This is a genomic window from Pseudoalteromonas sp. ESRF-bin5 (assembly GCF_002632075.1).
GTDB lineage: Bacteria > Pseudomonadota > Gammaproteobacteria > Enterobacterales > Alteromonadaceae > Pseudoalteromonas > Pseudoalteromonas marina.
In genome coordinates this window covers 18,736-28,232 of record NZ_NTLW01000090.1, presented here as the reverse complement: position 1 = coordinate 28,232, position 9,497 = coordinate 18,736, and the positions used below count along the sequence as shown (strand labels likewise).

The window sequence follows — 9,497 nt, the reverse complement described above, 5'->3', positions numbered from 1 at the left end:
TGCATTGAGTCTAACTGATCTTTTATAATACCTGTCCAGGCTGTTTTACATGCGCCCGTAGAGCCAGGCATACAAAAAATAACGGTGTTATTGGCAAGGCCCGCCAACGCACGTGATTGAATAGTTGAGTTACCAATTTCGCCGTACGAAATATGTCTAAATAGCTCGCCAAATCCATCTACGCTTTTATCAAACAACGGTGCAAATGCCTCTGGTGTTGAGTCGCGCTCGGTAAAGCCCGTACCACCGGTTACTAAAATGGCGTGAATGGTGTCATCGGCAATCCACTGCGATGCAACTGCTCGCATTTGGTAAACATCATCTTTAACTATGTCTTTATCCGCTAAGTGATGGCCTGCTTCAGTAAGGGCTTTAATTAAATAATGGCCTGAGGTATCCGTAATTTCATCGCGTGTATCGCTTACTGTCATTACGGCAATGTTTAATGCGATTTGTGACTCAGTTGTGTGGCTCATAGGGTTCTTCTCAATAGATTAGGTTTGTGTTGGTCAAATTGTTCGTTAACAGCATTAAATTGCGCCGGTGTGTTGGTATTAATAAGTGCGTGCGCTTTATTACATTTTAGCGTTTGCACACCAATACTACGGGTAAACTGTTTAATTGATTTATGACTATTTGCGTTTATGAGTAATTGTTTTAAATGACGTTTAACGCTTTGGGTGTTACGAATATACAGGGGTAACGGTTCATTTTCAAAGTGCCAAGCATGTATTTGTGACTGATTTGTTTGAAAGTGGGGGTTATCACTTGCTGCAGATGCAATTTGCGATAATAACGTGCAAGTAAGTAATGGCATATCAACAGCGGTTACAAGTATATCCTGCTCTGTTGCCATTAAGGTTGAATAAATCCCGCCAAGCGGGCCAGAACCTGGGTATATATCTGCTATGTATTGCGCAGTAGCACTTTGTACATTACGGCTTATAAGTACATCACTTGCTCCTGCTGCTGTTAATAACTCACATGCATTTTGCAGTAAGGTTTTATTTTTTAAAATGAGGTTGGCTTTATCGCTGCCCATTCTGGAAGATTGCCCTCCGGCGAGTACAACGCCCGTGAACACAGCCCTATTACTCATTTTAGCCGCCCAACATAGCTAAATGTGTTGTGGCGCCCGTTAAGCGCTTATCAAGCTCATGGCTAATGGTTTTATTGCCCATTGCCGCTTGAATCGCGTTTACAGTGGCTGGCATATCTTGCGCATTTAAATGCTGGCGTAAATCTATCCCTTGCTCGGCAAACAAGCACAAATGCAATTTGCCTAATGACGATACTCTTAATCGGTTACAGCTTTTACAAAAGTCTTTACTGTAGGGCATAATTAAGCCAATGCGCCCCTCAAAATCGGGGTGACAAAACTCCTCTGCAGGGCCGTTTAATTTACCTATTACTACCTGTAACCAACCTTGTGCTAAAAGCTGCGTTTTAACACTTTGCCCGCTTAAATGGTTTTGTTCAAAAAAGGTGGCACCATTACCTGTTTCCATTAATTCGATAAAGCGTACCGTTACTTTTTTATGTTTTACCCAGTCTAAAAAATCATTTAATTGGTTTTTATTAAATTGCTTAGCCAGCACTGCATTTATTTTTATATCTTTTATGCCCAGCTCAATTGCCCGGTCTATCCCTTTTAAAATATGGGTTAGCTTGTCGTGTCCTGTAATTAATTTAAACATACTCGGGTTTAAGCTATCTATACTAATGTTTAGCGCATCTAGGCCAGCGCTGTAAAACTCATCAATTTTATTAAATAAGTTAAAACCATTAGTTGTTATGGCGACTTTTTCTATGCCTGGGGTGTTTTTACACTGCTTTACAATGTCGGTTACGTCACTGCGTAAACACGGCTCACCGCCTGTAATACGCACTTTTTTTGTGCCTAATTGCGCAAAAGCATTTACTAAGGTGTTTATTTCGTTTTTATTTAAAAAGTTACGCGGGGTATCGCACTGATACCCGTTTGGTAAACAATAGGTGCAACTAAAATTACACACATCGGTAATTGAGAGGCGCAAATAGTTAAACTGCCGACCAAATTGATCATTAAGCATATGCTTCCTTGTTAACTTACATTTCAACCGCAACATCAATACTGTTAGGGTTTTGCGTAGTATGCTGCTTTATTAATTGGCTTAACTGGGTTTTACACGACCCACAGTTAGTGCCACATTTTAGTTTAGACCCCAATTGCTCTACTGTATTTTCACCACTTTTAATGGCGTTTATAATGGGTTGTTCACGTACTTTAAAGCAACTACATACTTGTGCGCCTTGAGTAAATTCTTCATCGGGCGTGGCATACAGCAATGACTGTAATTGGCTAAAGGTTATTAAAGGCTCTGCAAATAAATGATTTATCCACTCAAGTGATATGTCTTTTTGAGCTAACGAAACAACCGCAACAAACACTAACTGCTCGTTTTGAATACATTGAATATGCATGGCTTTTGCACTGCCCATTGCCGACCACTTCCCTTGTAACCCTGTAAGGGTTTGGCAATAATAAAGTAAGTCATTTTGTGCCTCATTAAGTGCTAACTGGTAGTTAATACAATTACTTGCGTTAACTTTAAGCCAAAAGTCACTGGTTATTTTAAGCTCTGTTTTGCTAAAAATTTGCATGTACTGAGCAAACTGCGCTTTAACTAAATCAACAGCACCATGCTTACATTCAGGCTGTCCCGATATAGGGTCAACAACCGATTGATAAAGCCCACTTACCGTAGCGGATGAGGCAAATTGCTTGTTCCAGTGAATAGGCATAAAACATTCGCCTTTTCGCACGGCCTCTGTCACTTTTGCATGAGCCGTCACTTGCCCAGTTTTAGCATTGGCAGTTATTAAATCGTTTGCTTTTATGTTTAATTTGCTGGCATCTATGGGGTTTATTTCAATATATGGGCGCGTTATATGAGTAGAAAGGGCTGTACTTTTCCCAGTGCGGCTCATTGTATGCCATTGGTCGCGTATTCGCCCTGAGTTCATTACAAAAGGGTAATCGCTTGATGTTTGTTGCACAGGAAGTTTGGGCGTTATAGGAATAAAGCGGGCTTTTTTATCTGCGGTGCTAAATTGATTATTAACAAAAACCTGCCCGTTTTTATATGGCTCATTTTTTAGTACCGGCCACATAACTGGTTTTAAGTTATCGTACTGCTGCTGCGAAAGCCCTACTAAAGCTGATAAATTTAATAGCCTATCTCCGTTATTTTCAAAATCAGTCAGTTGCGCCCATTCTTCAAAAATGCCACTGGGGTCTGTAAAGTCAAATCCTTCAAAACCCATTTTTTGGGCAACTAAACACATTATTTGCCAATCGTTTTTAGCCCCCGAAAATGGCTCAACTAGCGGGCGCTGCCTCGATATTCTGCGCTCTGAATTAGTTACTGTGCCGTTTTTTTCGCCCCATCCTGTTGAGGGAAACGCCACATTAGCAAATTTTAGCGTATCACTTTTAGCAATACAGTCAGACACAACCACCAGCTCACATTGCTCAAGTGCATGTTGTATGGCTGCGTTATTAGGTAGGCTCACCATCGGGTTGGTTGCCATTACCCAAATAGCTTTTATTTTCCCTTTGGCGATTTCATCAAACATATCAATTGCATTACACCCTGCTTTTTTAGCTATTGTTGGCGATTGCCAAAAACGCTGAACTAACTGTTGATGCGCTTCGTTTTCAATGTCTAAATGTGCTGCTAATTGATTTGCCAAGCCACCTACTTCACGCCCACCCATAGCATTAGGCTGCCCAGTTATTGAAAACGGACCACATCCAGGTTTTAACAATTTACCAGACGCTAAATGCGCATTTATAATGGCATTACACTTATCAACCCCTGAACTTGATTGGTTAATACCCATTGAATAAAAACTAATAGCGGTTGGGCTTTGTGCAAATAAGGCGTAAAAGTCACTGACTAGCTGCGCGTCAATATCACAAAAGTCACTGACCGCTTTAATACTCCACTTTTTAGCCTCTGCAAGCGCTGTTTCAAAGCCGTTTGTATGCTCGTTTATAAATTGCGTATCTAAATAGTTATGTTCACTTAAATAATTAAGTAAGCCGTTATAAAGTGCTGCGTCGCTGCCTGGTTTTATATTTAAAAAGGTATCGGCAAGTTCGGCTGTATCGGTTTTTCGCGGGTCGATAACCACAACTTTCATCTTTGGATTAAGCTTTTTTGCGCGCTCCATGCGCTGGTAAAGCACCGGATGAGTCCAAGCTGCATTTGAGCCAATTAAAATAAGTAGCTCAGTTTGCTCTAAATCGTCGTAGGTACATGGTACTACGTCCTCACCAAGCGCACGTTTATAACCGGCAACCGCCGATGACATACACAGCCTTGAGTTTGTATCTATATTGCCTGAGCCTATGTAGCCTTTAATTAATTTATTGGCAACGTAGTAATCTTCAGTAAGTAACTGCCCCGATACATAAAACGCAACCGATTCCGGCCCATGTTCTTTAATAATGGCGTTAAATTTCTTGGCAACGTAGTCAGTTGCCGTATCCCAGCTGGCGGGTTCGTTATCAATAAGGGGCGATGTTAAGCGATTATCAGTGCCGATGGTGTCAAGCAGATGGGTGCCTTTAACACACAAACGGCCAAAATTAGCGGGGTGCTCGCGCGTGCCTTCAAGTTTTGTTGGGGTATTATTTAATAATGAAATATCAACCCCACAGCCTACACCACAATAAGCGCAAGTGGTTTGTTTAAGCAAAGGTGTGTTTGAACATGTGTTTAATGTTTCCATACTGCTCTCTTATTATTTGCGTTAAGCGCTCTGGGATACAGGCTCATCTACTGGGGTTAGCGTGGCTATTTTATTATTAAGTGCACTGCTAATAACGCTTTGCACTAGTTTTTCACAGCCTCCACAACCCGTACTTGCTTTAGTGGCTTGCTGCACTTTATTTAAATCGCTACAACCTTGTATAACCGCTTGTTCAATAGTGTGTTTTGTCACTTTGTGGCACGCACAAATAATGGCATCACTTGGTAAATCATCAGCGTTTAGCTCGCCCGCGTCACCTGCAAGCGGCATTATTAATGACTCTGCGGGCACACTAAGCTCAATGCCATTTAAGTGATACTGCAATAAATTATCGTAATCACTTGTATCGCCAACCAGTACAGCACCTATGAGCTTATTGCCTTGCTCATTAGTGACTACTTTTGTATAAATACCGCTTAGTTGATCTTCAAAGTAATAGCTAATTGCGCCTTCACTGCGTGCATGGGCATCACCAATTGAGCCTACTTCAACACCCATTAATTTAAGCTTGGTGCTCATATCGGCACCGCTAAATTCATCAGCACTATTTGAGGAATTGTTTGAGGTAGTGTGTAAAGCTTTGTTTGAAGACAGCTGTTGTAAAACATGCCCCGCCGCTACTTTTGCCATCGCGTAGCCCGGTGCTACAAGGCCAAAAATAAAGTTATTCCAAAGGGCGCATTCGCCTATGGCGTATATGTTTTTATCACTCGTTTGGCAATGGTTGTTTATTACGATGCCGCCGCGCTCACCTATTTCTAAATTAAACTCACGAGCTAGGTTATCGTATGGGCGAATACCAGCCGAAAATACAATCATGTCGGTTTCTAGGGTTTGCCCCCCTTTAAAGCACATTTTATAACGGCTGTTTTCACCCTCTATAATTTTCTCTGTCGCCACTGATGTATGCACTGTAACGCCCAGTTCGGTAATTTTATTTTTAAGCATTCGACCACCAGCACCATCTATTTGTACGCCCATAAGTTGTGGTGCAAATTCTATTACATGGGTTTGCAAGCCAAGCTGCTTTAACGCGTTGGCTGCTTCAAGCCCTAATAAACCGCCGCCAATAACAACGCCGACTTTACTATCTTGTGCTGATTTTTTTATAGCATGTAAATCGTTAATGGTTCTGTAAACGAGGCAATGATCACGATCTTTACCTGGAATGGGTGGCACAAATGCAAACGAACCCGTTGCCAGTATTAGCTTGTCGTATTCAAATGACTCGCCTTTTGCAGTAGTAACTTTTTTTGCATCTCGGTTTATATCAACCACTTTAGAATGAGTATGGAAACACACTTGCCAATCTTGATAGGTTTTACTGCAGGTAAGTGCTAAATCGTCTTCGGTTTTGCCGTTAAAAAATGATGAGAGCTGAACGCGGTCATAAGCGAGTCGGTCTTCACCACTGAGCACGGTAATATCAACATTTTTGTTATCACCTTGCTGCGATACTAGCTGCTGTACAAAATGATGCCCAACCATCCCGTTTCCTACGACGACAACACGCTGCTTGCTTGGCATTAAAATCACCTGTTTTGTTCAAAGTACTCAATGCATAAATGAGTACTTCAAAGGTATAATTTGTTATGTAGTTGTTATAGCAATATGCAAGCCAGATATATAATCAATATATTACAGTGACTTAACCAAATTGGTGCAGTAAAAAAGAAGTGGAAGCACCACAAGCTGGCGCTGTTGCACCAACTTGTAACGCTTCAAATTAAATAACCAGAGTTCTGGTTAAATACTTAAAATTTAGCGCTTACCCATACCCACAGTTTTTGGGTATCGACTTTGCCTGCAGCGCTATCGCCTGCTGAATAATCGGCATATTTAGCGCCAACGGCATAGGTTTTATTAATAGGCTTAACGTATTGCACATTAAGCTCTGAGCCTAAATCATCAACGCCATTTGCATTCTCGTTTACATCAAAGCTGTGATAAGCCACTAACCATTTACCGTCGAAGGCTTTACCATTTAAGCTTACATAAGTGTCATCAAGCCCTTGTGCAGGCGTTGCTAAAAACGTATCAGCCCAGCCATTAAATTTATGCATAGTGGCAAGCGGCGTGGCAAAACCATAATCGCCATCATCAGAGCCCAGTGACTCAATACCGGCTTTTAGTGTCACGTTTTTAATACCTAAACCGGCTAAATCAACGCCGCCTTCAAATGCATAATAATCAGCATCAAAATCACTCATGCTCGTTAATGCAGATTGCGTGGCGTACTCTGCTTTATAGTAAACCTTAGTATTGCTGAGTGTTTTATTCCCACTAAAAGAAACGCCATAAGTATCTAAGCTGTCATCATCTACTGCGTCGTTACTCAATAAATAACTGTATAAAACCACTTTACCCAAGCTTGTTTTAAAACTTGCATTGATAAGGTGATCGGATGAGTCAATATCTTTGCTTTCGGCAAATATACGGTTGCGCTTGTTTATGTAGCTATAGTGTAAATTAATATCATTAAACGTGTAATTGACTGTTGCCGCATCAAAAGTTTGCCTGTCTTGTCTAAAGCCAACGTGGCCCACAAACCGCTGTCCATCAAGCGCTATTACTTGCCTACCCACTTTAATTGATAACGCATCTTTCGCGTATTTTATAAAACCTTGATCTACTTCTGTGGTTTCTGGGTCGGCTATTACTGAGTAATTAGTATTTTTACCCAGTGTATTGTTGTAATCGTCAACACCTAACAGGCTTCGGCTGTCTTCAACTTCAATAAGTGCAGAAAAACCATTCAATTCATCTGTTTTATGAGTAAGGCGTGTACGCAACGTTAAGCTACTTGCATCTTTTAACGCGTTATCTTGCTCTGCGCTTTCAAAACGCAGTCTAAAGTTAAGATCGGTTTGCGCTGCAACACTAATTGAAGGCGCAGTTAAGCTACCCAGTATAAAAATAATAGGTAAGTTTTTTTTATGATTTAACATGTTTATCTCTTAATTTTTAATTATGAGTACACACACCAAGGCTATAAACAAACACAACGAAATACTTTTCCAGACTAAAACCGGATCGCGTTTCATTATTGAGTCTTTCGGGGCGGTACTTTTTAAATGTGGATTAGGTTTATTGATATCGCTTATAAATTCAGAAAATGCGTGGTATCTAAATTCGGGTTTGGGAGCCAATGCTTTCATTAAAGCCTGATCTAACCAAAACGGGATATCTGCTCTGTGTTTACGAATACTAGTGTATTGCCAGTGACTGTAATCTTTTGGTACATGATTATGCGCGAGTGGCTGATACGGCAATTTTGAACATAATAATTCGTACGCAACAACGCCTAGCGAAAATAAATCACTTTTAAAATCGGCGTGCATAGTGATAAGCGTCTCTGGTGCGGTGTAATCTACCGTGCCTTGCGGGCAATCATCAGCAATTTGCTTTACCGACTCATCCATAGCCGCAACACTTACCGTGCCGTAATCGATTAATGTTACTTTGCCGTGAGCGTCTATCATCACGTTATCGAGTTTTAAATCGCGGTGCACCATATCCAAACGCTGAAACGCTCTAAGTGCTTGTACTATTTGTTCAATAATACTGCGCACTTGGGTAATTTCTGGATGCGGCACATCATGCTTCCAATCACTCAGTGTTTGCCCATCCATGTATTCGCAAATATGATATAAAAACCGGCTTTGCGATTGCGTATTTAAAACCTTCATTACATTGGGATGATTAATACGTTGCCCTACCCAGCCTTCTCTTATAAAGCCTTGAAGGTAGTGCACATCGTCTTCAAAATTTACCGAAGGCGCTTTTAATACAACCGGCGGCGTATCGGGTGTTTGTTGCACTAAATAAATGTGCGAGCGGCTACTAGCGTGTAATTCACGGATGACAGTAAAGTCATCAATTTTTTGGCCAACTTTTAACGGTGGCGGAATCTTCCGCCTAGTTAAAGAGTGATATAACTCGTCTAAATTTTGTTTTGCAATACTATTCACTTTTACAAGTAGGCAGCTTACGTTGTCGTCACTGCCTCTTGCTATGGCAAGCTCTGTCACTGCTTTTGCTGCGTGTTCTAAATTAGTATGCTCATCAATTAGCTTTTGTATATCACTGTTTGGCAACACATCGTGTACACCATCGCAGGTAAGTATATAAATATCATCAGCTTTTAAATCAACTTCGTATACATCAATTTCTTGATGAAGCTGCGCGCCTAAAGCTCGCGTTAGGGTATCGTTTACTTTATGGTCGCGTGTTATCGCCTCCATACTTTTTGCACGTAACCGCGTAATTCGGGTATCACCTAAATGAAAAATATAACCCGTGGCCGATTTTAAAATAAGCGCTGTAAACGTGGTCATCCAATCTGCTTGGCGCTGGCCAAGGTGATTGTAGTTAACCGATTGCGAATAAAGCCACTGATTTAAACTGGCCAATACCTTAGATACCGACTTTTTAACGGCCCAACTTGGTGGTGTATTTAAATACTCATTTATAAAGTGCGTTACCGATAACTGTGACGCTTGTTTAGCATTTTTTGCTGATGAACACCCATCGGCCAAGCAGGCAATAACCCCTTTTGACTCTTTTTCTTGCGCTTGAGTATTAAGAGCAGCAAACGCATCTTGGTTTTCGGTTTTTATACCTTTGCTACTGTGCCCACCAAACTCAACGTTAAGTTCGTTTATAAGTGCGCTGGCTTTTTGGGTTTCATCAAACAT

General features: G+C 41.0%; 7 protein-coding genes. All 7 read right to left on the bottom strand.

Going from position 1 to position 9,497, the window contains the following annotated elements:
- On the bottom strand, positions 1-476 hold a 476-nt coding region (gene moaB / locus BCG07_RS04515; RefSeq protein ID WP_286888921.1), incomplete at its 3' end, for a molybdenum cofactor biosynthesis protein B.
- The gene (locus BCG07_RS04510) at positions 473-1,099 is read right to left on the bottom strand and encodes a molybdenum cofactor guanylyltransferase (protein ID WP_286888919.1); all 627 of its coding nucleotides are present in this window, start codon (positions 1,097-1,099) and stop codon (positions 473-475) included. The genes BCG07_RS04510 and moaB, both read right to left, overlap by 4 nt.
- A gap of 1 nt (position 1,100) precedes the next feature.
- Positions 1,101-2,072: a GTP 3',8-cyclase MoaA gene (gene moaA, locus BCG07_RS04505; RefSeq protein ID WP_286888917.1), complete on the bottom strand. Its 972-nt coding sequence runs from the start codon at positions 2,070-2,072 to the stop codon at positions 1,101-1,103.
- Positions 2,073-2,088: 16 nt separating this feature from the next.
- Positions 2,089-4,779, bottom strand: coding sequence for a nitrate reductase (locus tag BCG07_RS04500; protein ID WP_286888915.1), 2,691 nt, complete (start codon positions 4,777-4,779; stop codon positions 2,089-2,091).
- Between the two features lie 21 nt (positions 4,780-4,800).
- Positions 4,801-6,327, bottom strand: a complete 1,527-nt coding sequence (locus BCG07_RS04495; RefSeq protein ID WP_286888914.1) for an FAD-dependent oxidoreductase — start codon at positions 6,325-6,327, stop codon at positions 4,801-4,803.
- A gap of 227 nt (positions 6,328-6,554) precedes the next feature.
- A complete protein-coding gene (locus BCG07_RS04490) occupies positions 6,555-7,748 on the bottom strand; it encodes an alginate export family protein (protein ID WP_286888912.1) in 1,194 nt (397 codons plus the stop codon).
- 9 nt (positions 7,749-7,757) lie between these two features.
- A complete protein-coding gene (locus tag BCG07_RS04485) occupies positions 7,758-9,497 on the bottom strand; it encodes a bifunctional protein-serine/threonine kinase/phosphatase (protein ID WP_286888910.1) in 1,740 nt (579 codons plus the stop codon).

What these genes read in the sequence shown, in the direction of transcription:
- BCG07_RS04510 (WP_286888919.1), bottom strand. Translation starts at nt 1,099, where the DNA reads ATGAGTAATAGGGCTGTGTTCACGGGCGTTGTACTCGCCGGAGGGCAA.
- moaA (WP_286888917.1), bottom strand. Translation starts at nt 2,072, where the DNA reads ATGCTTAATGATCAATTTGGTCGGCAGTTTAACTATTTGCGCCTCTCA.
- BCG07_RS04500 (WP_286888915.1), bottom strand. Translation starts at nt 4,779, where the DNA reads ATGGAAACATTAAACACATGTTCAAACACACCTTTGCTTAAACAAACC.
- BCG07_RS04495 (WP_286888914.1), bottom strand. Translation starts at nt 6,327, where the DNA reads ATGCCAAGCAAGCAGCGTGTTGTCGTCGTAGGAAACGGGATGGTTGGG.
- BCG07_RS04490 (WP_286888912.1), bottom strand. Translation starts at nt 7,748, where the DNA reads ATGTTAAATCATAAAAAAAACTTACCTATTATTTTTATACTGGGTAGC.
- BCG07_RS04485 (WP_286888910.1), bottom strand. Translation starts at nt 9,497, where the DNA reads ATGTTTGATGAAACCCAAAAAGCCAGCGCACTTATAAACGAACTTAAC.